This window comes from uncultured Mailhella sp. (assembly GCF_947631555.1).
Lineage (GTDB): Bacteria > Desulfobacterota > Desulfovibrionia > Desulfovibrionales > Desulfovibrionaceae > Mailhella.
In genome coordinates this window covers 1-25,047 of record NZ_CANRLT010000033.1, presented here as the reverse complement: position 1 = coordinate 25,047, position 25,047 = coordinate 1, and the positions used below count along the sequence as shown (strand labels likewise).

Here is a 25,047-nt window from a genome sequence, read left to right as displayed (position 1 = left end):
ACTACGCTTCTTTTGGCCGCTGGACTTGTGTTTGCCGCGTCCGCTCCTGCTTCCGCCGTGGATGTCAAGGTGGACGGCGCCTACACTTTCGACTATCAGATTGGTGAAAAAGTAGTTAACGAAAAGCATAAGTCCAAGGTCAACAACAACTTCGACGGTGCTGGCCAGCGTCTGCGTCTAGGTCTGACCCTTGCCGCTTCCGAGAATCTGTCCGGCTACATCCAGTTCCAGGACGATCAGATCTGGGGCGCTTCCCCCGATAAGCAAGGCGATATGGAAATCCGCCTGCGCCAGGCCTACATCGACTGGATCATCCCCCAGACCAGCGTCAAGGTGCGCATGGGCCGTCAGCAGCTCGGTCTGCCCGCCGATGCCATCGGCGGCTGGAACGCCATCATGGAATCCACCTGGGGCGGCCGTGACGCCATCGCCATTTCCGCTCCTGTGGCCGACTTCATGAACGTCACCGCCTTCTGGAACCGTGTAGACGCTGGTGCTGCCGACGAAGATGTGTCCGTGCCCAACGCCGATGCCTTCGGCGCCGTTATCGACCTGAAGTTTGACGGCCTGACCGTTTCTCCCTATGTCATGTACGCCAACATCGACAAGGGCATTGCCGCTGACAACAAGGACATGATTACTGCTTGGGATATGTCAAAGGATGATCGTGTAGACAGGCCGGTCTATGATGCCGCGCAGAAGACCAAGGGCGGTAACAGCGCGAAGGACACTGCTACATCGTGGTCCGGCGACAAGGACGGTTACTATGATAAGGGTGACGCCAATGCCTACTGGGTGGGCTTCAGCTCCACACTGAGCTATTTCGATCCCTTCACCCTGAAGCTGTCTGGTGCCTACGGTGCCAAGGCCTATGGCGATGGTCTCAAGGATAATGACGGCAAGGAAGTCAAGGACCGCCACGGTTGGTATGTGCAGGCCAAGGCCTCCTACAAGACCGTCTACGGCACTCCCGTCCTAGGCGCCTGGTATGCCTCAGGCGATGACAGGGATGAATACGGACGTCAGGGCTGGATCCCCACGCTGGGCGGCCGTTTCGGTGCTACCCACCTGTACAATCCCAAGAGTGCCGCAGCCGTGTCCTGCATGCCTGGCCAGCGTAACAACGTTGCCGGCACCTGGGGCATCCAGGCCGGTATTGAGAATGTGTCCTTCCTTGAGGACCTCTCCCATACCTTCCTCGTGACCATGTACAAGGGTACCAACAACAGCGGCAACGACTATGCCAAGAGCGAGAACGCCTGGGATTACCTGACCTACGAAGACACCCTGGTGGAATTCGACCTGCTCAGCACCTACAAGATCTACAAGAACCTGAGCGCCACCCTCGAACTCGGCTACATCATCGCCGACATCGACAACGGTGCCCACTCTGCGCCCGGCGCTACGGGCAAAGATAAAGCTGACTACGGCAGCAGTGCCTGGCGTACTGGTCTCGTCTTCGCATATACCTTCTAATTCCACGCGGGCTTAGCCCGTACAAACGGCCTTTTGGGGACTCCCGCAAGGGAGTCCCCTTTTGGTTAACGGCTCCGGAGCGGGGGGGATAAGGGATTAACACCTTAACCCGCAGCCGGGCAGGATAAAAAACTTTAAACGTATCGGAAAAGAGGCGTGGGCCGGCTTCTTTCGGTAAACTTTCGGGCGATACTCCCCTTCTCTTCAGCAACAGCCAGGACTGCCGTTACCCACGTTTCCCGTTTGCGAGTTCCAAAGCTGACTCCCCAGGACGGAGAGGCGCACGGACGATTGACAAATCATGCAAACGGCATATCCTAAGTAAGGTTTCCTTACTTTACTAAAAAGGAGAATGTCATGCTTGCCAAGCTTACCAGTAAAAATCAACTCACTCTTCCCAAGGCTGTCATCCAGCAGACAGGAACTCCCGAATACTTCGAAATTGCCCTGCGGGATGGAAGCATCGTGCTGACCCCCGTCAAAGTCCTGAATCCTGAGATCATCCGCGGCAAGATGGCGGCTCTGGGCATTTCCGAGCAGGACATTCAGGACGCCGTACACTGGGCCAGAAGCCTTGGAGAATGACATGGCTCACCGTTGTCCGCGGGTAGTTCTTGACACAAACTGCCTCATCTCCGCGCTGCTCTTTTCGCATGGAACTCTGGCAGAACTGCGTAGTCACTGGCAGGCAAGACGCTTTGTCCCAGTTCTATGTTCATCAACGGCACGGGAACTCCTCAGAGTACTGACCTATCCAAAGTTTCACCTCTCACCTGACGAAGTACTGAATATTCTTGGACAACTTCTGCCGTGGGCAGATGTTGTCACATTAACCTTGTCCCCGGCAACAGTAGCGTATCTAAAACATCTGACGAACCCAAAAGATGTCACTTTTATTCTGCTGGCAGAGCAGGAAAAAATTGCTCTTATTTCCGGGGACAGGCATCTTCTGAATTTAGAGGCATATGCTGCCATTCCTATTCTTGCACCAGCGGAGTTCCTTGCTCAGCTTCAAGACAGCAGGCTTGTTTTATAATTTTTGGTTCGAGGTGTTAGAAAGCCCTGTCTCTTTCTGCCAGAAGTTTGCCGTAACGAATTAAGACGCCGGCTCAAGGCTCCGGATCTTCCAGGCGGACGCCCACATGGGAGACTGTCTTCAAGATCGGCTTGCCCGCCTGTTCCAGAAGTTTGCGCAGCATATGGATATGGGTGCGCAGGGCGTCGCTTTCCGGCGGAGAATCGCCGTAAATCTCATGTTCCAGCTCCGAGCGGGGAACCACGCCGGGCGCGGAGCGCATGAGCCGCGCCAGGAGCGTGAAGCCGGTGGGCCGGAGGTTCAGCGGCCTGCCGTCACAGAACACCGTATGCCGCTGCGGGTCAAGCTCAATGCCGCCCCAGCGCAGCACGCGGGAAGTGTTCCGGGCGCGGCGCACAAGTGCCCGGACGCGGGCCTCCAGTTCCAGCTCGGCAAAGGGCTTGGTGATAAAGTCATCGGCGCCCCAGTTCAGGCAGAGTACACGGTTTTCCAGAGATTCCCCGCTAGTGAGCATGATCACCGGCGTCTCAATGCCGGATTCGTCCCGCAGGCGGCGGCACAGGGTAGGTCCGTCCATACCTGGCAGCATCATGTCCAGAATGATGACATCGTAAAAGCCTGCGGCCGCCCGCTGCCAGCCGGTGACGCCGTTGGAGGCGCTGTCAAGCTCATAACCCAGCGGCTCGAAATATTTGTAGATGTCCTGCAGAAGCTCCTCGTCGCTCTCCACGATGAGAGCGCGGATGCCCTTTCCGGAAATCAGCGGTTCCATACGCCCCAATCCTGATTGTGCGTTCTTCTTTCTGCGGTGTGCGAAGGTCCGGAGAAAACGCCCTGCTTTCCGCAAAAACAGCTCAGCCCCGACATACCACCGCAGAAGCAAAAGAAAACGTTTCGTTAACGCCGCGGTACGCCTTTGTCAACAAGCATGGCAGAAGCCGCCGGGAAAAGCAAGAAGGCGGAAGCCTCGCAAACACGCTTTCGCAAAGCCCCTCTGCCGGACAAAACGCCGTGCGGGGTGGGAGACATCCCATCCCGCAGTCTGCCGCGCCCTACGCCTGCCGCCAGTCTCTTACTTTAAGCTCGATGCCGGCCATGCCGTTATAGCGGTCGATGGAAGGGCTGTAGGCGAGGCGTATGCGTGCGCCTTCAAGAGAAGCGGGAAAATCTGCGGCCTGCCGCCAAAGCTTGGCCTGCAGGGAGACGCCGCAGCTCTCGTCTCTGAGCTTGAGGTTCACATGGTCTTTCTGCTGCCCGAAAAGGCGGCGGGATTCGACAAGGAGCGGCGGGGACTGGAACACCGGCTCGGGGTTGCCCATGCCGAAAGGCTGCATCATTTCCAGCTCCTTCAGGAAGGTGAAGTCCGATGCGGCGGCAAAATCCAGTTCGCCATCGATGATCTGCACGGCGGGAAGCGGCTCCGGACCCAGGCATTCCCGCACAACTTCCAGAAAGCGCTCCCGGAAAGCCTCCAGTCTGTCCGGCTGCACGCGCACACCCGCGGCCATGCGGTGGCCGCCGTAGGCCAGAAGTTCCCCGGAGCAACGCGTCAGTCCGGCGTGAAGATCAAAAGCGCTGATGGAACGGCCAGACCCCTTCAAGGTATCCCCGTCCTCACAGAGGATGATCGCCGGTTTGTGGTACTTCTCCACGAGGCGCGAGGCCACGATACCGATGACGCCCTGATTCCAGCCCGTGCCCGCGATGACCAGCGCGGGAGCGTCAGGCATGGCTTCGGCCTGGGCCACGGCTTCTTCGGTGATGCGCTCTTCCTCCTGCCGCCGCACCTTGTTGTAGCCGTCCAGCGTCCGCGCCAGTTCCGCGGCCCGGTGACAGTCCCCGGTACAGAGCAGTTCCAGCGCCGTTTCCGCCGAGGCCATGCGTCCGGCGGCGTTGAGGCGCGGCGCCAGACTGAAAACCACCTGCCCGGCCTCCAGCGCGGCCTGCGGTGCGTAGCCGCTCACGGCCTTGAGTTCGGAAACGCCCGGGCGCTGTGCCTCGGCCAGCAGGAGAAGGCCGTTTTTTACCAGGATGCGGTTCTGCCCTTCCAGCTCCACCATGTCGGCAATGGTTCCCAGGGCCACAAGGTCAAGGGTGCGGCGCATGTCGAAGCGCGGCCCGCCCGCGGCGGCAAGGCGGGCGTTCAGGGCTGCCATGAGGAAGAAAACCACGCCCACCCCGGCCAGGAAGGAGCAGGGGCAGTCCGCCAGGCGGGGATCGCAGAGCGCGTCTGCCTGCGGCAGTGCCGCCGGGGGAAGGTGATGATCCGTGACGACCACGGTCATGCCGAGTTCCTTTGCCCGCGCCACTGCCTGCACGTTGGAAATGCCGCAGTCCACCGTCAGGAGGAGCTGCACGCCCTGGGCGGCGAGGTGCTCCACTCCGGCAACGTTCATGCCGTAGCCTTCGGTCTGGCGCTCGGGCTGATGCCAGAGCACCTCATGACCGTAATGCGCCAGCACCTGCCGCACCAGCGCGGTACTGGTGACGCCGTCCACATCGTAGTCGCCCCACACGGCAAGCTTCTTTCCGGCACGCAGTCCGTCCGCAATGAGTTCCGCGGCGCGGCTCATGCCCGGCCAGCCCTCGGGGTGCGCCAGATAGCGCAGGCCGGGGTCGAGGTAGGTCTTCACCTGTTCCGGGGAGTCCAGTCCGCGCAGCCAGAGAATCCGGGCAAAGCGTTCCGAAACGCCGAAGCGTCTGGACAGGGCTGCCAGCTCCCCTTCTGAAGCTTCGATTCCGTCCCTGCGGGTGCGGGCAATCCATTCCTTCATGCCGCCCCCACACATCAGCCGCACACGGCGCGGGCCAGCCGCGGCCGGAGCGAAGGGTGAAGGCGTGAGGCCACATAGAAGGCGCGCAGTTCATCGTAAGCCTGATCCAGGTCATCATTCACGATGAGGGCGTGGAACCAGTGGCTTTCCATGATTTCCTTCCTGGCGTTGGCAAGGCGCAGGCGGATGGCGTCCTCGCCGTCCGTGCCGCGCCCGCGCAGGCGCTGTTCCAGCACTTCCAGAGACGGCGGAAGGATGAAGACAAAGCGCGCTTCCGGCAGGGTAAGGGCAAGCTGAGCCGCGCCCTGCACGTCGATGTCGAAGAGCATGTCCCGCCCCTCTGCCAGATGTTCACGCACCGGCTGAAGCGGCGTGCCGTAGAAATTGCCGTGCACCTCGGCCCATTCCGCAAACTCTCCCCGGTCGCGGCGCTCAAGAAAGGTCTCGCGGCTGAGAAAGAAATATTCCACCCCGTCCCGCTCTGCGCCGCGGGGCGCGCGCGTGGTGCAGGAAACGGAAAAGTCCAGGGAAAATTCCGCGGTCAGCCGGTTCACCAGCGTGGTCTTTCCCGCGCCGGAAGGCGCACAGATCACCAGCGGCAGTCCGCGGCGGCTCTCTTGCGTATTCATAACGATTCCTCTTCTTCAGTGCTGTCCTGCGCCTCCGCAGTCAGCTGCTCCATGCGCTGGCCCAGTGTGTCTGCGGAAATGGCGGACAGGATGACGTGGTTGGAATCCGTCACCAGGATGGCGCGGGTCTTTCTGCCCTGGGAAACATCCACCAGCCTTCCCTCGGCCCGCGCGTCGTCCCGCAGGCGGCGCATGGGAGACGAGGCCGGATTCACGATGGCGACCACGCGGGAAGCCAGCACATAGTTGCCGAAGCCCACATTGACAAGCTGCTGCACGGGCATGACCTACTCCAGATTCTGCACCTGTTCGCGGCATTTTTCCAGTTCGTTCTTGCACTCCACCACGAGGCGGGAGACCTGCACGTCCTGCACCTTGTTGCCGCAGGTATTGATTTCGCGGAAGCATTCCTGGAGCGTGAAGTCCAGCTTGCGGCCCGCGTCCGTGCCGTCCGCCAGGAGCGCTCCAAGGCGCAGGAGATGGGAACGCAGGCGCGTGAGTTCTTCCGTCACGTCCAGCTTGTCCGCAAGGATGACGACTTCCTGAAGGAAACGGGACTCGTCCAGCTCCGAACCTGCGTTCTTGAGCATGTCGGTCAGGCGTTCGCGGATCTGCTCGAAGCGGGCGGCCTTGATGCCGGGAGCCTGCTCTTCGATGAAGGCCACCCATTCGCTCATGCGGGCGAAGCGCTCTTCCAGATCCCGCGCCAGAGACGCGGCTTCCGTCACGCGGGATTCATTCCAGTCCTGAAGCGCCTGTTCCAGCCCCTGAGAGAGGCGGTCGAAGAGACCTTCTTCCTCCTCTGCTTCCGAGGCGGAAGTCCAGAGGGGCGGCACACTGAGCAGGGACATATAATCCACGGTGAACATGTCCCCGCGGGAAGAGGCGAAACTCCGCAGAGCGTCCAGCATGGACCCGGCCTGCGCCGCATCGAAGGAAGCGCGGGCCTGCGCCGTCCGCTGAACATTCAGGGCTATATCCACGCGCCCGCGCGAGGCAAAGCGGCGCACAATCTTTTCAAAGCGGGCCTCCATGGTGCGCGCCTGGGGCGGCAGCCGCCACTTGAGATCCAGAAAGCGCCCGTTGACGCTGCGTATCTCCCATATCTGCACAAAGCCGCCGCCATCCTGCTGAAAGCGGCCGAAGCCAGTCATACTGCGAAGGGGCATCCGTCATTCTCCCAGTCGATGTTCCGTAGCGTAGGGGAAGGCTCCGGCCTCCCCGTTGGCCTGCACGGGACGAACCACAAGCGTTCTGTCTTCCACGCGCACGGGCGCGCAGTCCACAAGTTCATGCCCGAAGTCCGCCGCGCCCGTTTCCAGGCGGCAGTCCACATACCATTCGTTGTTGCCGTGCCGCGCTCCCCCGCCGTCGAAGGCCACCGCCATGTGCGGGAGCCTGAGCTGCGCCTGCAAAAAATGCGCCTGCTTTTCCGCAGCAAGGGCGCGCACCCGCGCCGCGTGTTCCTGCCGGACCTGACGCGGAAGCTGCCCGGGAAGAGAGGCAGCCGCCGTGCCGGGCCGCCGCGAATAGGGAAAGACGTGGGCGTAGGTCATGGGCAAGGCCCGCACCAGATCCAGCGTTTCCGCGGTTTCGGCCTCGGTCTCCCCGGGGAAGCCCATGAGGATGTCCGCACCCAGTCCCAGCACGGGCCAGAAGCGCTGCACAGCCTGCACTGCGGTCACGATGTCCTCGGGCGCATAGGGTGAGCGGTGCATACGCTTCAGCACCGCCGGACTTCCGCTCTGCAGGGAAAGGTGGAGCTGCGGGCAGACCATGCGGCAGGATTCCAGCGTTTCCAGCCCTTCCTGCCCCGTCACCTGCGAGGGATCCAGGGAACTTATGCGAAAGCGCGCCCGCCCCTGCCACTCCTCGGCCAGTTCCCTGTCCAGAAGACGCAGCAGCGACCAGAAATTCCTGCCGTCCGCATGGAACTGCCGCAGGTTCACGCCCGAAAGCATGATTTCGCGGTAGCCAGCCTCAAGGAGACGGCGAACTTCCGCCAGTATCCCGGCCACGGGACGGCTGCGCGAAGGCCCGCGGGTCAGCGGCACGATGCAGTAGGAGCAGCCCTGGGAACAGCCATCCTGTATCTTGACCACAGGACGGGAACGCTTGAACGTGCGGATGGCAAAGGGCGGATACCCCTGCGGCGTGTCCGGTGCGGAAAAATCCACTGCCGTGAGGGGGTGCTTCTCCAGAAGGACGAACTTCTGCGCCTGAGGGATGACCGCCGTCACGCCCTCCAAGCTCAAAAAGTCCTGAGGTTCCGCCGAGGACGCGCAGCCTGCGGCAAAGATCCGCGCCTGAGGGCAGAGCCGCGCCAGCCTGCGGGTGAGCTGCCGGGCGTCGCTCACGGCTTCCGCCGTCACCGCGCAGGACGCCACCAGTATCACCTGCGCCTCTTTCGGGTCTTCCGTCTCCACACCGCCCAGGCTCTGCCACCACTCGCGTATGGCCTGTGTCTCGTACTGATTGACCTTGCAGCCAAAGGTCGCGGCGTAAAAGGTAAAGGACGCCGGTTCAGTCATCCTGCCGTCCTCCGATGAGGCTCATGCCGCGCATTCTTTCGATAAGCAGGTCCTGCTGGCGCACGTCCGGCCTCTCCCGCCCGGGGGAGGTGGTGGTCAGCACGGCCCGGCCAAGGATGACGCGCCCTTCCCTGCCATCGTTCAGACGGCTGCGCACACCCCAGACGTTGTGGAAGAACACGGGCCGCCCGCCATGCTTGCCCACATAGAGGCCGATGTGTCCCTTCATCCAGAGCAGGGTGCGGAAGGGCTCCGCCTCACGCAAAATAGCGGCGTCCTTTTCCTTTGCGGAACGCCCTTCGAGGCTGGAAAAAAGGCCGCTCCTGGCCTGCGCCGCGGAATTGCGCGGCAGCCAGATGCCGAAGGGCACGAACAGGTCGTGCATCATGGCCGAACAGTCCCGATTGCCGTAAAGCCCGCCCCAGCCGTAGCTCTGCCCCAGCATTCCGTCCCCGAGGCGGGCGACGGTCTGCGCCGTGAACTTGAGAGGCATGGGCACCAGGGCGTTCTTTCCTTCCGGAATCGGGACAGGGACCGCTTCGGCATATCCATCGGGCCGCCGCACCGGAACAAACACCGCAAAGACGCCGTTCCGGGACGCCAGGGGCAGCACGGTGCCAAGACCGGCCCCGGCCTGATACACCCCGGCCGGGCGCAGGGGAATTCCGTCCGCGAGGAAGGCGGCAAGGGGCGCGGACTGCCACAAGTTCTGAACATCCCTGTCCACAAAGGCCACGTCCCGCGCCTGTATCCAGCCTTCGGCCAGCGGCGTTTCCACGAAAAACCAGGCGCCGTCCCGCGTGGCATGGAAAACCGTGAGCGGCGTTCCCACGGGCAACGCGGTCTGCTGAAGATCGTCAAAGGGATAGCCCTGCCCCGCGCCCTCCACACGTGCGAAGCGGGGGCGCAGGGTCGGCGCAAGGCGCAGATCCGTGCCGTGCGTGGTGATGGCCGCACGCGCCTTGCCGGGGCAGGAAGCCATGTCCGCATTTTCGCGAACTTCGGCCCAGGCGTCAGCGCTCCACGGGCGGAGATTTTCCGCATAACCCAGGCGGGAACCTTCCAGCACGGTACGGAAGAACTTCAAAGTATCACGAGACGGCTTCGCGGACTGCCACGCCGCAAAAAAACGCCTGCGGAAGTGCCGCATGTCCCGCGCAGCCCCGTCCTCCGTGCGCAGGAGCGCCACGGGAGCACGGCCGGCAAACCATGCCAGGCTCTGGGGAACTTCGGCAAGGTCGGCCACCTCGCCCGCGGCGTTCTGGGGCTGGGGCACACGGGGCGACCCCGCGCAGCCCGCCAGCAGCAGGACCGCCGCAAGTGCAGCCGCCGTAAGGGCGGACGAGAAAAGTCTTCGCGCGTGGACGGAACACATCACCATTCTTCCTCTTCTTCGCGAACCTTCCGCTGTTCCACGCCGGTTTCAGGAAGCATCGCGGCCAGGACGGAGCCTTCGTTTCCCGCCAGCCGGTGCGCCAGCCAGGTGTAGCGGCGGCGGATATGGTTGTTCTTCACGGCGATGGCCAGAGCCTTCCACTCGCCCACCAGCACCACCAGCTTCCGGCCCCGCGTCACCGCCGTGTAGACAAGGTTGCGCTGAAGCAGCATGAAGTGCTGCATCATGAGGGGGATGACCACCACCGGATATTCCCCGCCCTGAGACTTGTGGATGGAAATGGCGTAGGCCGGAATAAGCTCGTCCATTTCCTCCCAGAGGTAATCAACGGCGCGGTCGTCAAAGCGCACGGTCAGTTCGCGCTCCTCCGTGTCCAGATAGATGATGGTTCCGGTGTCTCCGTTGAAAACGTCCTTGTCGTAGTTGTTGCGGATCTGCATGACGCGGTCGTTCAGCCTGAACTGGCGGTCGCCCCGCACCAGTGCCGCGGGCTGGGGGTTCACGGCGTCCTGAAGCCTGCGGTTCAGGCTGTTCACGCCCACGGCTCCGCGGAGCATGGGGGAAAGCACCTGAATATCTTCGGAGCGGAAGCCGAAGGTGCGCGGTATTCTGTCCTGTACCAGTTCCACAACAAGGGATGCCGCGGCTTCGGGGTCTTCCTGCCGGAAGAAGTAAAAGTCGGTTTTGCGGCCGCTGCGCTGGTTCAGTTCGGGCAGTTCGCCCTTGTTGATGCGGTGGGCGTTGCAGATGATGTCGCTCTCCGCCGCCTGCCGGAACACTTCCACCAGCTCCACCACCGGGACCACGCCCGAGGCGATGACATCGCGCAGCACGTTGCCCGGCCCCACGGAGGGGAGCTGATTCACATCGCCCACCAGGATGAACGTGGCGCCAAGGGGTGCGGCCTTCACCAGATGGTACATGAGCATGGTGTCCATCATGGAGGCTTCGTCCACCACGAGCAGGCCGCAGGCCAGAGGATTGTTCTCGTTGCGCTTGAAGCCGTCTTCGGAAGGGCTGTATTCCAGGAGGCGGTGTATGGTCCTGGCTTCCAAGCCACTGGCCTCGGACATGCGCTTGGCCGCTCTGCCCGTGGGCGCGGCCAGCAGAATTCTGGCCCTTGCCTCCTGAAACACTTTGATGACGGCGTTCAGGATCGTGGTCTTGCCCGTGCCCGGCCCGCCGGTCAGCACCATGACCTTGGACGAGGCCGCCGTGTACACGGCCTGCTTCTGCTCCTCGGCAAGGGCGAAGGGCATTTCCCGGATGACAGAGGCAACTAGCTTGCGGGGCTGGGAAAAATGCACGGATTTGGGGGAATGCAGCAGCCTTTTAAGGTAGAAGGCGATCTGGGATTCGTACCTGTGGTTGAGCGTCAGGTAGACGCCCGTGTGGTCGCCGAGATCTTCAAGAACCACCCGCTCTTCCCGTTCCAGCTCGTCCAGCGCCCGTTCCCCCAGCGGTGCGGGCACGGCGAGCTTCTCTTCGGCAAGCTCAAGCAGAAGATCGCGGGGGTAGTAGACGTGCCCTTCTTCCGTAAGCTGCACGAGCTGATAGAGCATGGCGGCTTCGGCCCTCAGGGGGCTGCTCTCCTCAAAGCCGAGCTTTTTGGCCAGCGCGTCGGCGGTGGTAAAGCCTATGCCGCGTATGTCCATGGCCAGCCGGTAGGGGTTCTCCCGCACCACTTCCAGGGAATCCTGCCCGTACTCGCGGTAGATACGCATGGCCGTGCCCGCCGTCACGCCGTGGGGCTGAAGGAAGATCATGAGTTCGCGTATGCCCTGATGTTCCTGCCATGACGCCTTCATCTCGGCAAGCCGCTTTTTGCCGAAGCGCGGCAGCTCCAGCATACGCTCCGGCTCGGTGTCCATGATGTCCAGCGTGGCCGCGCCGAAGCGCTCCACAATACGGTCTGCCCACTTCGGCCCGATGCCGCGTATGCAGCCCGAGGCCAGAAAAAGGCGTATCCCCTCCTCCGTGGCCGGAAGTTCTTCCTTCCACGTCTCCATCTGGAACTGACGGCCAAAGCGCGGATGATTCACCCAGCGCCCCTGGGCACGGATACGGGCCCCAGGCTGCGGCACAGCCATGACGCCCACCACGGCCACAGAGTCTTCGCGGTCTTCCACATTCATGCGGAACACGGTCCAGCCGTTTTCCTCATTGTGGAAGACCACGCGCTCCAGCGTGCCCGCAAGCGTTTCCCGCGCTTCGCCGTTCTGTATCTCAAGCTGCTCCATGCCAAACCGCCGCGGCGAACCCAGCCGCCCTGCTGAAAAACGAGGGAGACGGACGCCCGCAGGAGCGCCCCCTTTACAACTCCCCCGGTAAACTACTATAAATGAGCGATATCTTCAAGGCGGGACAAGCCCCGCAGCCCCGCTGGACTTCCCGTCTGCGCCGCAGCGCACAGATCTGCGGATTTCCGCGGGCATGGCAGACCCGCCCGCCCTGCGCACAACCTCAGCCTTCCCCTTTCGGAGAGTTTCATGCCTCAGAAGCTTTGCATCGGCGTTGCCGGACTCGGCACGGTCGGCAGCGGTCTTGTGGAAATGCTCATCAAGAATCATGACGACATACTCCGCAGAACCGGCCGGGAAATTGTCATCAAGACCGCCGCCGTACACGATCTCTCCAAAAAGCGCGAACTTCCCGCGGGCGTTGCCCTCACAAGTGATGTCATGAGCCTTGCGGATGATCCCGACATCCAGATCGTGGTGGAACTCATGGGCGGGACCAAAGCCGCACGGCATCTGGTCATGCGGGCCATTGAAAACGGGAAATCCGTGGTCACGGCCAACAAGGCCCTGCTTGCGGAACACGGCCGCGAAATCTTTGCCCTGGCGCAGAAAAAGAACGTGGCTATCGGCTACGAGGCCAGCGTGGCCGGGGCCATTCCCATCATTCAGACACTCAAGAACAGTCTTGCGGGCAACCACATCACCTCGGTGATGGGCATACTCAACGGCACGTCCAACTACATTCTCTCGGAAATGAATCAGCACGGCTTCGACTTCCCCACCGCGCTCCGGGAAGCACAGGAACTGGGGCTTGCCGAAGCCGACCCCTCGCTGGACATCGACGGACAGGACGCCGCCCACAAGCTCACCCTGCTCATCCGCCTGGCCTGGGGCCGGAACTATCCCTTCTCCCGCCTCGCCGTGGAGGGCATACGCGGACTGAACCCTCTGGACATCAAGTTTGCGCGGGAATTCGGCTGCCGCATCAAGCTCATCGGGCAGGCACGGGAAGTGGACGGCAAAATCGAAGCCGGTGTCTTTCCCGCCCTCATGCACCACACCCTGCTGCTCGCCCGCGTCAACGGGGCCTATAACGCCGTGCGTGTGGAAGGCAACGCCGTGGGTTCCCTGTTCCTCCACGGTCTCGGCGCAGGACGCCGCCCCACGGCCAGCGCCGTGCTCGGGGACCTGCTCGCCCTGGCCCGCCGCAGCGCCGAGAACGGCTCCGGCGACAACACCGGCTTTGTGGATCCCCTGCCCGATGCCGAAATTCTGCCCTCCGAAGAAGCCGTGAGTCCGTGGTATGTACGCGCCACCGTGCGCGACACCCCCGGCGTGCTCCGCGACATTGCGGCTGTGTTCACCGAAGAGGACATCAGCTTCGCCCAGATCCTCCAGAAGGCGAAGGAAAACGACCGCGTCCCGCTCATCTTCATGACGCACGAGACCACGGGCCGCGCCATACACACCGCCGTGCGCAGGCTGGAACAGTCCGGAACGCTGCTTGTGCCCGCCACCTGCTTCCGCATCCTTGGAAGCTGCGGGGACGAAGCCGAAGAAATCTGAGCCGTGCGCCTCTTCCGCGCACTGCCCCCCTGCGGATGACAGGGGAACTCCGGCTTCGGCCTGTTTCAGGCCGCAGGGGAACTTTTAACGAAGGAAATCCGACAGGAAAACCCGGCGGGGAGACCTGGCAAGGAGACTCGGGATGGATGCGCGGGTATTGCGGTACTTTCTGGCGGTGGCGAGAGAAGGCAGCGTAACGGCTGCGGCCCACTTCCTGCACGTCACCCAGCCCACGCTTTCGCGTCAGATCCGGGAACTGGAAGACGAGCTGTCCGTTCAGCTTTTCGTCCGGCACAGCCACAGCGTCTCCCTGACGACGGACGGTATGCGCCTGCGCAGACGGGCGGAAGAAATCGTGGAGATGTTTGAAAAGACGGAAGCGGAATTTGCCGTCAAAAAAGAGCGCATCGGGGGCGACATCTACATCGGCGCTGGAGAGACGCGGGTCATGCGGCATGTGGCTGAAGTCCTCCGCGAACTGCGGCAGGAGTACCCGGACATCCATATCCATCTGTACAGTGGCAATCTCGAAGACGTGACGGAACGCCTGGACAAGGGGCTGCTGGATTTCGGCGTCCTGATTCAGCCCGCCGATCTTTCACGATACGACTACGTCAACCTGCCTGAAAAGGATGTCTGGGGCGTCATCACGCGCAAGGACAACCCCCTAGCCGCACGCCCGGCCATCACCCGGCAGGACCTCATCGGTGAGCCGCTTATCCTTTCCCGGCAGGCCATACGCCGCACTTCAGCAAGAAACGAGTTCATCGAGTGGTTCAAGGACGATTTTGCAAAGCTGAACGTGGCGGCGACGCTCAACCTCGTCTACAACGCAACCCACCTGGTGGAAAGCGGGATAGGCCATGTCCTTACTCTGGACGGGCTTGTTGACACCTCCGAACACAGCAATCTTTGTTTCCGCCTTCTGGAACCCCGGCTGGAAGCGGGCTTGAACATCGTCTGGAAAAAGTATCAGGTCTTTTCCCCGGCCGCCGAGATATTCCTCAAGAAAATTCAGGCAGCTTTCGGGGAGGTGCGCTGACCAGCCTCCCGCCGGCTGCCCGAAGGCCCCGCTTCTCTCACAGCCTGTTCACGAGTATTATTCCTTTTTTCTATATCATCTTATTTGATATAAGTATTTGCCACGACTCGCAGCTCTGGTTAAAAGGAAGAAAAACGCCGGAAAGAGGTCTTCAGCGTCCTTCCTCCGGCTCATCCGAAACCATGGGGGGATACCATGAGCCTATGCAAAAAACTGGCGGCGGGAATCCTTGCAGGGATGTCTCTTCTTGCAGGAAACGCCCTGGCCGCAGACAGTAGCACCGACAACGCACTCTTGAAGGAAGACAAGGCCATGAAACTCGAAACTGCGTGGGACAAGACGTTTCCCAAAAGCGACAAGGTGGATCACCAGAAAGTCACCTTTAAAAACCGCTACGGCATCACCCTTGCGGCCGACCTCTACACCCCGAAGGGCGCGCAGGGAAAACTTGCGGCCCTCGCCGTGAGCGGGCCTTTCGGCGCGGTGAAGGAGCAGGCTTCGGGCCTGTACGCCCAGACCATGGCCGAACGCGGCTTTCTGACGCTGGCCTTCGATCCCTCCTACACGGGCGAAAGCGGCGGCGAACCACGCTTTGTGGCCTCTCCGGACATCAATACGGAAGACTTCTGCGCCGCCGTGGATTTTCTCACCACGCTGGATCAGGCGGACGCCGGGCGCATCGGGATTATCGGCATCTGCGGCTTCGGCGGCATGGGACTTAACGCGGCGGCCATGGACACGCGCATCAAGGCGACCGTGGCCTCGACCATGTACGACATGAGCCGCGTGACCGCTAACGGCTATTTTGACGCCATGGATGCGGACGCCCGCTACAAGCTGCGCACTCAGCTGAACGAACAGCGCACAAAAGACGCCCGCAGCGGAACCATCGCTTCCGCAGGCGGACTGCCGGACAAGCTCACCGGCAATGAACCTCAGTTTGTGAAGGACTATTACGCCTACTACAAGACGCCCCGCGGCTACCATCCCCGAAGTCTCAACGGCGGCGCGGGCTGGAACACCACTTCCGCCCTGTCCTTCATGACCATGCCCCTGCTCAGTTACGCGGGCGAAATCCGCAGCGCCGTCCTGCTCATCCACGGCGAAAAGGCGCATTCGCGCTACTTCAGCGAAGACGCCTTCAAAAAGCTCAAGGGCGGCAACAAGGAATTGCTCATCATCCCCGGCGCGAGCCACGTTGACCTTTACGACAACCTGGACAAGATCCCCTTCGACACCATAGAGGCCTTCTTCAAAAAGAATCTCTGACGATTCAGGTTGCACAGGAAAAGGCGAAGCTTCGCGGCTTCGCCTTTTTTATGCCCGAAAGCGCACTGCCGAGGCTTGACGGCGTTCCGGCAAACGCGTTATATATATATATATATATATATAGAGAGAGAGAGAGAGAGAGGACTTCCACTCTTCTCCGATATTCACCCCTCAAGCCGGAGCGCGGCGCTTCCTTCCACGGCTTGCCGGCCAAAACTTCTCCAGCGGGATCGTCAGCATCCATTGCCCTCTGCCGTAGAGAATACAAGTATCTCCATAATACCTTTCTCAAAAGGAGTGAAACATGATAAAAGCTCAATACAATTTTGATTTGACTTCATTTCCTCATATTTTTGACCTGTCGAAAGCACCTTCTGCACCTAAAGAAATATTCAGTTTCGGAGAAACACAAGTATTTTATAAAGATACTACTTTGATTCACTATAATGAAATTGTAAATCATATTTACTATGTTCATAAAGGCACTATTCTTGGGTTTAGACCTGATCGCAATCTTGAAATGCATCTGGCCTATGTCCTAAAAGAGGGATTTATAGGAGAAGGATGGTATTTTTCAAAACTCAACAGCATGGATGAAATCATCGTTGCTGAAGATACTGTTATTACAAAATTCTCACAGCAAGCTATAAATAAACTTATTAATTTACCTCAAGTCGCAATTTTACTTCTTTATACTTTATCCACCAAATCAATAAGTATGACATCTAAATTTCAAAACTTTAAAAATCATTCCCTAAAAGACCAACTAAAATATTTTATTACAAATCAATTTAATCTTATAAATAATAAAGATAAAAATGAAATAGAACTTCATTTAAGCCAAAAAGATCTTGCAGTTTTACTTAATGTATCTTCTGTTTCTATAAGCAGAGCATTTTCTGAATTAAAAAAAGAAATGGACATTAAAACATCAAAGAACAAAGTTATCATTCGCAAGTAGAAACGATATCTTCAATTTACTTCCTGTCTGCCTACCGCTTCACCAAAAATCTCCATTCTCTCTCAACTGCTCTCCCTGTGAACGCCTCAGGGAGGGCACACGCATTTAATTAAAAAAACTTCTCATCGATAACAAGTGTTATCGATATTTTTTCAGAGATTAGTATTTAAAAGGATAAGAGGTAACTTTCATGCATGCAGGGAGTTCATCTAAGACAGGAGTAGTTTGCAACCGAAAATTTTAACAGGAGAAAAAGATGAGAGCTTTTTCGCGATACGCCCTTTGCGCTCTTTGTCTCGGTCTTGCCGGTCTGCTTCTGGCCGGGCATTGCGATGCTGCGGAAAAAAAACTAAACCTACGGCTTGGGCATCCCATGACCAAGGGAGATCAGGTGTCGCTCGGCTGGCTGAAGTTCAGTGAACTTCTTGAACAAAAATCCGGGGGAAGCATCAAACTCAAAGTATACGGCGACTGCATCCTGGGCAGTGACCGTGTCACGACAGAAGGAGCACAGAAAGGCAGCCTTTCCATGAGTTCCTGCTCTACGGGCAACCTTTCCCTATTTGCTCCTGATTTTCTGCTCTTCGATATGCCCTATGTCATTGACCCCATGGATCCTCAGGCACTGCAAAAACTGTTTACGGCCATGGATTCTGGTCCCCTTGGCAAGCACTACGAAAAAATACTGAACGATATCAATCTGAAACTTATCTGTTTTGGGGATGTTGGATATCGTGATTTTCAGATGCACAACAAGAACATATCCACTATTGACGGCTTAAAAAACATCAAGGTTCGCATCACGGATTCCATAGTGGAAATGGCCGTAGCCAAAGCCCTGGGCATGTATCCTATCCCCATGCCGTGGGGTGAAACTGTGACCGCCATGCGCCAGGGAACGGTCGATGCCATGGCCATCAACAATGCTTCCATGGCTGCCCTTGGTGACGTTGGTGATGTTGCCAAATACCTGATTGATACAAAGCACAACTACTACGGCCATGTACTGGTCATGAATCTGGATTTATGGAAATCATTGACGGATAAACAGCGCGCCATCATCGAGGAAGCTGCTGCGGAAGCGGTCGCCTATGAACGGGCACTCAGCGCTAAGATTAATGTTGAGGCTTATGACCTATTAAAATCCAAAGGTGTCACCATCAACATGTGCTCAACGGAAGACTACGCACGCCTGAAGGAACTCACTAAAGGCGTATGGGAAGAATTCCGTTCCAAGGTTTCTCCTGAGGCCTATGCGCTGTTTATGGATGCCATGAAATAACTTTCTGTCCCCTGTCCGTTTCACCTGAAAACGGACAGGGGATGTCTTCGCCGGGCGGCCAGAAGACTTCTTATCAAATTTTCCTTTTTCATCGCACAATTCAATGAGTTAATTTATTAAGCGAGGCGGATATGAGCGCAAAACAAACCCTCCAATGGCTTGATTCAAATGCTGAAAAAGTTTTTCTTTTCACTGGTCTTCTTGTTATAATACATGTTATATTTTTTCAAACCGTATATAGATATATTGTTATCAATATTTTTTCTGGAAATGCAGATTCTGTTGTTGGAACTGAAGAAATTTCACGATTTATTTTTGTTTGGATAACATATCTTGCAATACCTCTAATTATAAAATACAGCAAAGATATAAAAGTAACAGTAATTTATAATATGCTTAACGATACAAGCAAACATATTGTAGATAATGCAAACACTTTCTTGTTTCTTATTTTTTCTTGCGTTGTTGTCATCAAAGGACTTGATCACATCGCTATGATACAGCGTTTTCCTCAAAGTTCAGCGGCACTGCATATTTCCTATATCATTCCTTATTCCATCCTCCCCGTGGGCTTCGGGCTGATCATTCTGAGACTTTTTCAGAGACTGTATGTCTCCTGTCGGACCGCAGGTTTCCTTCCCATCATTGCGGGATTGCTCCTGACCGCTACGATCCTCGCCCCCCTGTTTTTGTATGAAGACTGGGAAAGCGCGCCTGCCGTTCTTTTGTGTTACTTTCTGTTCTTTCTTGCCTTTAGTACTCCCGTTGCCGTGAGTATCGCCCTTTCCTGTCTGGCCGTCATATGGGCCTGTGACACCATACCTTCCGATTATATTGCCCAAATCACATACACCAGCATAGATAATGCCGCCATTATGGCCATCCCGTTTTTCATTGCCACCGGCGTATTCATGGGCGAAGGAGGTCTAAGCGTCAGACTGCTCAAACTTGCCGATGCCTTTCTGGGCAATAAAACAGGCGGTCTGGCTCTGGCCACCATAGCAACCTGCATGTTTTTTGCCGCCATCAGTGGTTCTGGCCCAGCGACAGTTGCGGCCATAGGCTGCATCACCATCCCCGCCATGGTCGAGCGCGGATACAGCAGAACGTTCAGCGTAGCCATCGTCACCTGCGCAGGCATCATTGGGGTGATGATCCCGCCAAGCAATCCCCTGCTCATTTACGGCATCTCTTCTCAACAGAGCATTGCCAAGCTCTTCGCCGGAGGAGTACTGCCCGGACTGCTTTGCGGTGGCGCTCTAATGCTGGTCGCCTACATGATATCCAAAAAGAACAACTGGCGCGGCGTGGCTCCACAAGCCGCAGGAGAACGGTTACAAGCTCTTGCAGGGGCTCGATGGGCACTTATGGTTCCCATTCTTATCCTTGGTGGTATCTACGGCGGGATCACGACACCTACGGAAGCTGCTTCAGTTGGCGCTTTTTACGGTATGTATGTAGGGATGTTCGTCTATAAGGAAATAAACTTCAAAAAGCTTTTCGACTGCTGTGTCGAAACCTGTGTGACCGGCAGCAACGTACTGTTTATTTTTGCCATGGCCGGCATTTTCGGCAACATCATTACCATTGAATCCATTCCGGAAATGCTTGCCGACTTCATCATGAGCTTTACCAGCAGCAAATTCCTGCTGCTGATCATCCTGAACATTATTCTGCTTATCATCGGCACGTTCATGGAAGCACTCGCGGCCATCCTCATTCTTACCCCTCTTCTGCTTCCGATCGTTGTCAGTTTTGGTATCGATCCTATCCATTTCGGAGTTCTGATGACCGTAAACCTGGCTATCGGCTTTGTGACTCCCCCTATCGGAGTCAATCTGTTTGTAGGCTCGTCCGTTGGTAACGTATCAGTGGAAAGTCTGGCAAAGGCCTGTGTTCCCTTCCTGCTGGCACTTCTCGTCTGCCAGATACTCGTCACGTTTGTCCCCTCCCTCTCTCTCCTGCTTCCCAACCTTATGCAATAACCATTTATAAAAGGAGTTGTGACATGTTGGATTCTTCTGCTTGTGCTTCCTGCTGCCTTGATCAGGAATCACCTACTCTTTCTGGGCAGGAAAAACGTATCCTTGGAATCGGTGAAGATGTGTTTTCCAAAGAACATCCGAGGGTACATAAAATTGTGCAGACCTTTGATGGGCTTGAACCGGTTCTGGATGTAGAGCGTGCCTTGTATTTTACCAGAAGCATGAAGGAAACTGAGGGACAGCCTCTGAACCTTCGCTGGGCAAAGGCGCTTTACCATATTGCAAGTAATATCACCATCTATATTGATGACTACCAGCTGCTGGCCGGACGTCTGGGCTGCAAAGGCCGCTATGGCATCCTTTATCCTGAAATCGAGGGCGACTTTTATGAGACGTTCCTTGACAAACTCGGAGAACGCGAAGGCGGAACGGCATTCATTTCTCCTGAAAATATGCGCATCATCAAAGAAGAGATAGGACCGTACTGGAAAGGAAAGACTTACCATGAAAACTTCAACGCTGCGGTTCCACAGGAACTGCACGATATTCTGTTCATGGATGAGGCTGGAACCCTGCCACGCTATCTCGTCAATGAAACGGCGTCCTGGCGTTCCTCGCTCCAGTGGGTTCATGACTATGGAAAAGTCATCAAACGCGGGTTCATGGATATCCGGCGGGAAGCTCAGGAACGTCTTGACGCTCTGGATCCCAACAGTCCCACGGCATATCACGAAAAACGTCCCTTCCTGGAAGCCGTAATCATCGTCAGCGATGCCATTATGCTCTGGGCCAGACGGCATGCGGAAAAGGCCGAGGAAATGGCCGCGGCAGAAAAGGATCCCGTACGCAAAGCCGAGCTTCTGCTCATTGCAGAAAACTGCCGCCAGGTGCCGGCCTATCCTGCCAAAACCTTCCACCAAGCCGTGCAAAGTCAGTTCTTCGTGCAGATGTTCTCACGCCTGGAACAACGCACAGGTACTACAATCTCCAATGGCCGCATGGATCAGTATTTGTATCCACTTTATAAACAGGATAAGGACAATGGGAAACTTACCGACCCTCAGGCGATGGAACTTCTGGAGTGTGTGTGGTGCGGTATGGCGCAGTTCATTGAAATGTATATCTCCGCTCAGGGAACGTCCTTCAATCAGGGATATGCCCACTGGGAAGCCGTGACCATAGGAGGTCAGACTCCGGAAGGCGAAGACGCGACCAACGAACTGTCCTACCTGTTCCTGAAATCCAAAAGAGAATTTCCCCTGCACTATCCCGACCTAGCCGCCCGCGTACACGCTCGTTCTCCAGAACGCTTTCTTGCCGATATCGCCGAAACCATAAAATTCGGCACGGGATATCCCAAACTATTCAACGATGAAGAGATCATCCCCATTACGATAGCCAAGGGCGCGCCTCTCGCCGAAGCCTACGACTATACCGTCAGCGGGTGCACAGAGACTCGTATGCCAAACCGTGACACCTATACCTCCGGTGGGCTTTACATCAATATGCCTGCCGAATTGGAGCTGGTACTCAATAACGGCCGCATGAAAAAATTCGGCGACAAGCTGATGGGGGTGGAGACAGGTGATCCCAGAAATCTGAAGACTTGGGAAGACTTCTGGAACGCTTTTCTTGTTCAGCAGTCCAATTATCTGCGTATCGCTTTGGATATTCAGTACATCACAAACAAGATGCGGCAGAAATTCTTTGCCGTCCCCATGAGTTCCAGCCTGCACGATCTATGCATGAAATACTGTCTCGATCTGCACACCGAACATATTCCTGAAGGATATGAAAGCGGACTGGCTGATTTCATCGGCTACGGCACACTGATCGACAGCCTCGCAGCCATCAAAAAAACCGTGTACGAAGACAAATCCTTAACTATGGACAAGCTTTTGGAAGCCCTGGATGCAGATTTCAAAGGATATGAAAACGTCCAGGAACTGCTGAAGAACTGCCCATGCTATGGGAACAATGATCCGTATGCAGACTCTATCGGGCACGCCGTGGAAAGACATACCATGAAGTTTTTCGAGAAATACGGTAAAGAACTCGGGATCTACATGGATACTCGTTATGTACCTGTAACGGCACATGTCCCCTTCGGCCGCGTGGTCTCTGCTTCTGCTAACGGCAGAAAAGCCTGGACGCCTCTCTCTGATGGAACTTCCGCTTCTCACGGAGCCGATGTCAACGGGCCGACGGGTGTACTGCTCAGCAACGATGCCTCCAAAAACCGTGATATGATCAACCGTGCGGCCCGTATGCTGAACCTCAAGTTCAATCCAAAAACTGTGGAAGGCAGAACGGGAACCCGTCGTCTCATAGATTTTATCCGCTCCTTCATTGATCTCAAACTCTGGCATGTACAGTTCAACGTCATCAACCGAAGCACACTGCTGGCCGCTCAGAAAGACCCGCAGAAATATCGCAGTCTCATCGTCCGCGTAGCCGGCTATAGTGCTTACTTCGTTGATCTGACGCCAGATCTTCAGAACGATTTGATTGCCAGAACTGAACATTCGGAACTTTAATAAACAGGGAGGACTTTCTGTACAGGAAAGTCCTCCCTCAGGAGAAAATCATGCAGGACAGACTTGTCACAGGACATATTTTCAATATTCAGAAATACAGTGTACATGATGGTCCAGGCATACGAACTATTCTGTTTTTCAAAGGCTGTCCTTTGCATTGCCGCTGGTGCAGTAATCCTGAATCTCAGTCTGCTCAGAACGAACTCGCGTTCAACAGCACACGTTGTCTGACTCATAAGGCCTGCGGCACATGTGCGGACATATGTCCGAATCAGGCAATTTCCTTTTCTCAGCAGGAAGGTTTCCCTGTCATAGAAAGAAAAAAATGCCATGCATCCCTTTGCAGGGAGAGGTGTTCTTCAGTCTGTCATGCCGGCGCTTTAAAAATTTTTGGGAAATATATAACTGTAGAAGAGGCACTGAGAGAAGTAGAAAAGGATGCCGTCTTTTATCAGAGAAGCTCCGGTGGACTTACCGTGTCCGGAGGAGAACCCTGTTTTCAGCCGGAATTTCTGTTGGCACTCCTCAGTGAGGCGGAACGACGCTATCTGGATACTGCCATGGAGACCTGCGGACAGGCTCCTTACGAGGTGCTCCGGGGGGCTGCGGCCCATCTCAATACGCTTATTTTCGACATCAAGCACACGGACGCCTCACTTCATAAAGCGTACACAGGGGTGGAAAACAGCCTGATCCTTGAGAACATCAAAAAACTGTGTGCCGAATTCAGAGATCTACCGATACTGCTGCGCACACCAGTTATACCAGGCTTTAATGACTCCGAGGACGCGATACGGGAACTCTGTGCTTTCGTGGCCGCACTGCCTGGAAAAAATATCTCCTATGAGCTACTCGCCTATCACAGATTAGGTACACAAAAGTATCAACAACTGGGGCGAGATTATCGGATGGGAGACATCAAGCTCGATAATGTTCTGATGACAAGACTGAAAAACTTTGCACTCGTTCAGCTTGGCGAAAGGTTCGTAGCCTGAGCGTTCCTCAGCGCGAGACACCATTCAGGAACAGGAGGAATCATGATCGTTGATTTTCGACTTCGGCCACCGTTCAAGGGATTCAGGAATCTTTCCATTTTCAACCCGGTCTGTAACAGCGCCGGTCCTATGGCTCTGCGCGGCTCCTACCTGCCATCGGCACACGAGAAGTCCATGGAGCTGTTCTTTCAGGAAATGAAAAAAGCAGGAGTGGAAAAAGGCGTCGTCATGGCCCGGAACATCGGAGACAAAGCCTCATCCGTCCCCAACGAAGACGTAAAGGAACTTGCAGAACTGTACCCTGACGAAATCATTCCCTTCGGAGGCATCGATCTTTCTTCAGGCATATTTGCCGCCGTGAAGGAACTGGAGAAATGCATCCGCTACGGTTTTCGCGGCGTGGCCTTGGAACCCGGCTGGAACGATCCTCCCCGTCTTCCTGACGATGCGGTATATTACCCCATATACTCATTGTGCGAGCAGGCCGCCCTTCCTATCGTGCTTACCGTGAGCTTATATCAGGGGCCTACACTGGAATACAGCAATCCAGTACATATTCAGAATATTGCCAACGATTTCCCCAGACTGCAAATCGTTATAGCTCATGCCTGCTATCCGTGGATCCCTCAAATTTTTAATGTGGCCATGATGCACCATAATATATGGCTCATTCCTGATCTGTATATGCACAATCCATGGACACCTGGACGCGAAATGTATATCAATGGATGCCGATGGATGAACTGTGACCGTATCATATTTGGTTCTGCTTACCCATGTTATGGAATACAAGACGCTGTTGTTGATTTAAAAAGTTATAACTTTACAAAACAAGAAGAAGATAAAATATTATATAAAAACGCATATAAACTACTTGGCATCAAACAATAACCAAAAGGCGAAGCTTCGCGGCTTCGCCTTTTTTATGCCCGAAAGCGCCCTGCCGCGGCTTGACGGAGGTTCGGCAAACGCGGCATAGAAAGAAGACTTGCGCTCTGCCCGCTGTTCCCCAAGCCGGAGCGCGGCGCTTTCTTCCATGGCTTGCCGGCCGAAACCTTCTTCTGCGAGACCGCCCGTGAACGTCACCGTCCTTCTGGAAAACACCGCCTGCCGTTCGGACATCGAGTCCGAACATGGACTGAGTCTCCTTCTGGAAACTCCGAAGCACCGTATTCTGTTCGACACCGGCCAAAGCGACGCCTTTGCCCGCAACGCCGCGAAGCTGGGCATCGACCTCGGCACGGTGGATCTGGCCGTGATCGCGGGAGCGGCTGCGAGAACGATCTCGCCGTTTTTCACCGTCCCCCAAATTTTGAGGGGTTCTTTTT

20 protein-coding genes and 1 pseudogene are annotated in these 25,047 nt (G+C 56.6%); 13 read left to right on the top strand and 8 right to left on the bottom strand.

Features of this window, described 5'->3' with window-relative positions; all coding sequences use genetic code 11:
• From Q0Z94_RS06245 to Q0Z94_RS06235, 3 genes are all read left to right on the top strand, one after another.
• The coding region (locus Q0Z94_RS06245) for an outer membrane homotrimeric porin (protein ID WP_298068158.1) at positions 1-1,476 on the top strand (1,476 nt) is incomplete at its 5' end.
• A gap of 357 nt (positions 1,477-1,833) precedes the next feature.
• Positions 1,834-2,061 carry an AbrB/MazE/SpoVT family DNA-binding domain-containing protein gene (locus Q0Z94_RS06240; protein ID WP_298068157.1) on the top strand — a complete coding sequence of 76 codons (228 nt, stop codon included), beginning with the start codon at positions 1,834-1,836 and terminating at the stop codon, positions 2,059-2,061.
• Between the two features lies 1 nt (position 2,062).
• Complete coding sequence (locus Q0Z94_RS06235; protein WP_298068156.1) at positions 2,063-2,512, top strand: putative toxin-antitoxin system toxin component, PIN family; 450 nt, start codon at positions 2,063-2,065, stop codon at positions 2,510-2,512.
• 73 nt (positions 2,513-2,585) lie between these two features.
• Here the strand turns inward: Q0Z94_RS06235 and Q0Z94_RS06230 are convergent, their stop codons facing one another.
• From Q0Z94_RS06230 to Q0Z94_RS06195, 8 genes are all read right to left on the bottom strand, one after another.
• Complete coding sequence (locus Q0Z94_RS06230; protein ID WP_298068155.1) at positions 2,586-3,284, bottom strand: response regulator transcription factor; 699 nt, start codon at positions 3,282-3,284, stop codon at positions 2,586-2,588.
• A gap of 280 nt (positions 3,285-3,564) precedes the next feature.
• A complete protein-coding gene (gene recJ / locus Q0Z94_RS06225) occupies positions 3,565-5,286 on the bottom strand; it encodes a single-stranded-DNA-specific exonuclease RecJ (RefSeq protein WP_298068154.1) in 1,722 nt (573 codons plus the stop codon).
• Positions 5,287-5,300: 14 nt separating this feature from the next.
• Entirely contained in the window at positions 5,301-5,915 is a 615-nt protein-coding gene (gene gmk, locus Q0Z94_RS06220) for a guanylate kinase (RefSeq protein ID WP_298068153.1), read from the bottom strand.
• Positions 5,912-6,199: a DUF370 domain-containing protein gene (locus Q0Z94_RS06215; RefSeq protein ID WP_298068152.1), complete on the bottom strand. Its 288-nt coding sequence runs from the start codon at positions 6,197-6,199 to the stop codon at positions 5,912-5,914. The genes gmk and Q0Z94_RS06215 overlap by 4 nt, the downstream gene beginning before the upstream one ends.
• Before the next feature lie 3 nt (positions 6,200-6,202).
• Positions 6,203-7,084 (bottom strand): YicC/YloC family endoribonuclease, encoded by an 882-nt coding sequence (locus Q0Z94_RS06210; protein WP_298068151.1) that lies wholly within the window; start codon positions 7,082-7,084, stop codon positions 6,203-6,205.
• A 3-nt stretch (positions 7,085-7,087) separates the two neighbouring features.
• Positions 7,088-8,446, bottom strand: coding sequence for a MiaB/RimO family radical SAM methylthiotransferase (locus Q0Z94_RS06205; RefSeq protein ID WP_298068150.1), 1,359 nt, complete (start codon positions 8,444-8,446; stop codon positions 7,088-7,090).
• The gene (locus Q0Z94_RS06200; protein WP_298068149.1) at positions 8,439-9,827 is read right to left on the bottom strand and encodes an SH3 domain-containing C40 family peptidase; all 1,389 of its coding nucleotides are present in this window, start codon (positions 9,825-9,827) and stop codon (positions 8,439-8,441) included. Before Q0Z94_RS06200 ends, Q0Z94_RS06205 begins: the two co-directional genes overlap by 8 nt.
• Positions 9,821-12,082, bottom strand: a complete 2,262-nt coding sequence (locus tag Q0Z94_RS06195) for an ATP-dependent RecD-like DNA helicase (protein ID WP_298068148.1) — start codon at positions 12,080-12,082, stop codon at positions 9,821-9,823. The genes Q0Z94_RS06200 and Q0Z94_RS06195 overlap by 7 nt, the downstream gene beginning before the upstream one ends.
• A gap of 249 nt (positions 12,083-12,331) precedes the next feature.
• On the opposite strand from Q0Z94_RS06195, the gene Q0Z94_RS06190 reads away from it, so the two are divergent.
• From Q0Z94_RS06190 to Q0Z94_RS06145, 10 genes and pseudogenes are all read left to right on the top strand, one after another.
• A complete protein-coding gene (locus Q0Z94_RS06190; RefSeq protein WP_298068147.1) occupies positions 12,332-13,648 on the top strand; it encodes a homoserine dehydrogenase in 1,317 nt (438 codons plus the stop codon).
• Between the two features lie 142 nt (positions 13,649-13,790).
• Complete coding sequence (locus Q0Z94_RS06185) at positions 13,791-14,690, top strand: LysR family transcriptional regulator (protein WP_298068146.1); 900 nt, start codon at positions 13,791-13,793, stop codon at positions 14,688-14,690.
• Between the two features lie 195 nt (positions 14,691-14,885).
• Positions 14,886-15,959, top strand: coding sequence for an alpha/beta hydrolase (locus Q0Z94_RS06180; protein WP_298068145.1), 1,074 nt, complete (start codon positions 14,886-14,888; stop codon positions 15,957-15,959).
• Positions 15,960-16,263: 304 nt separating this feature from the next.
• Positions 16,264-16,920: a Crp/Fnr family transcriptional regulator gene (locus tag Q0Z94_RS06175; protein ID WP_298068144.1), complete on the top strand. Its 657-nt coding sequence runs from the start codon at positions 16,264-16,266 to the stop codon at positions 16,918-16,920.
• 256 nt (positions 16,921-17,176) lie between these two features.
• Complete coding sequence (locus tag Q0Z94_RS06170; RefSeq protein WP_298068143.1) at positions 17,177-18,202, top strand: TRAP transporter substrate-binding protein; 1,026 nt, start codon at positions 17,177-17,179, stop codon at positions 18,200-18,202.
• A gap of 131 nt (positions 18,203-18,333) precedes the next feature.
• Entirely contained in the window at positions 18,334-20,187 is a 1,854-nt protein-coding gene (locus Q0Z94_RS06165; protein WP_298068142.1) for a TRAP transporter large permease subunit, read from the top strand.
• 23 nt (positions 20,188-20,210) lie between these two features.
• Entirely contained in the window at positions 20,211-22,724 is a 2,514-nt protein-coding gene (locus Q0Z94_RS06160; RefSeq protein WP_298068141.1) for a pyruvate formate lyase family protein, read from the top strand.
• A gap of 50 nt (positions 22,725-22,774) precedes the next feature.
• On the top strand, positions 22,775-23,719 hold the full coding sequence (locus tag Q0Z94_RS06155; RefSeq protein WP_298068140.1) for a glycyl-radical enzyme activating protein: 945 nt from the start codon (positions 22,775-22,777) through the stop codon (positions 23,717-23,719).
• Positions 23,720-23,761: 42 nt separating this feature from the next.
• The gene (locus Q0Z94_RS06150; RefSeq protein ID WP_298068139.1) at positions 23,762-24,610 is read left to right on the top strand and encodes an amidohydrolase family protein; all 849 of its coding nucleotides are present in this window, start codon (positions 23,762-23,764) and stop codon (positions 24,608-24,610) included.
• 184 nt (positions 24,611-24,794) lie between these two features.
• Positions 24,795-25,047, top strand: a pseudogene (locus Q0Z94_RS06145) (hypothetical protein); the annotation flags it as partial.